Origin of the sequence: Streptomyces sp. NPDC088812 (assembly GCF_044750285.1) — a bacterium.
GTDB lineage: Bacteria > Actinomycetota > Actinomycetes > Streptomycetales > Streptomycetaceae > Streptomyces.
On record NZ_JBIVJP010000101.1, the window covers coordinates 1 to 1,040 of the forward strand.

At 69.5% G+C, this 1,040-nt stretch carries 1 protein-coding gene and 1 pseudogene; both read right to left on the bottom strand.

The annotated features are described in order from the left end of the window. Window positions 1-58: 58 nt before the first annotated feature. Complete coding sequence (locus tag ACIP67_RS43475) at window positions 59-643, bottom strand: type 1 glutamine amidotransferase domain-containing protein (RefSeq protein ID WP_350749160.1); 585 nt, start codon at window positions 641-643, stop codon at window positions 59-61. Between the two features lie 127 nt (window positions 644-770). Further along, window positions 771-1,040: pseudogene (locus ACIP67_RS43480) on the bottom strand (polyphosphate kinase 2 family protein); the annotation flags it as partial.

The following is a 1,040-nucleotide window of genomic DNA, read 5'->3' on the forward strand; positions in this document are numbered from 1 at the left end:
AACGGTGGGGGCGGGGGCCATTGGCCCCCGCCCCCACGCGGCTCGCTCCCGACGTCGGTCAGGCGGTCTGGTCCTCGTGCTTGCCCTCGCTCAGCTCCTCCACGACCTTGGCGTTGAAGGCGTCGAGGTCCTCCGGGGAGCGCGAGGTGGTCAGCCCGTTGTCCACGACGACCTCCTCGTCCACCCACTGGGCGCCCGCGTTCTTCAGGTCTGTCTTCAGGGACGGGTAGCTGGTCAGGCGGCGGCCCTCCACGACGCCGGCCTCGATCAGGGTCCACGGGGCGTGGCAGATGGCCGCCACCGGCTTGTGCTGCTCGAAGAAGGCACGCACGAACGCCTGGGCGTCCTTGTTGACGCGCATGGCGTCCGCGTTCAGGGTGCCGCCCGGCATCACGAGGCCGTCGAAGTCCTCGGCCTTGGCGTCCTTCACCGTCGTGTTCACCTCGAAGGACTCGCCGTGATCCCAGTCGGACTGCATCGCGGTGATGGTGCCGGACTCCGGCGAGACGAGCACGGGGGTCGCGCCGGCGGCGATCACGGCCTCCCACGGGGAGGTCAGCTCGACCTGCTCGACGCCGTTGGTCGCAAGAAACGCGACGGTCTTGCCGGTCAGCGGGGCATTCTGGTTGGCGTTCTCAGTCATGGGTCCACCTTTCGGATCGGATCCGGCGCGCCTCTGCGGCGCCCGGTGTCCGTACATCGACTCACCGCGACCCCGTGCTTGGCAAGGTCCGGCCACCACTGCCCGCCCATCGCGACGACGGCGGCGCTCAGCCCGCCAGCAGGCGACGGCGGGCGGCCGCGACGTCGAAGTCGGCCTTCGGCCAGTCCAGCCCCATCCCCTGCAGGGTCTCGATGATCAGCTGCTGCACCGCCAGCCGCGCGAACCACTTACGGTCCGCCGGCACGATGAACCACGGCGCGTCCTCGGTGTCCGTCCGCTCGATCGCGATCCGGTACGCGTCCATGTACTGGTCCCAGTACGCGCGGTCATCGAGATCGCTCTCGCTGAACTTCCAGTGCTTCGTGGGGTCGTCCAG

What these genes read in the sequence shown, in the direction of transcription:
- ACIP67_RS43475 (WP_350749160.1), bottom strand. Translation starts at nt 643, where the DNA reads ATGACTGAGAACGCCAACCAGAATGCCCCGCTGACCGGCAAGACCGTC.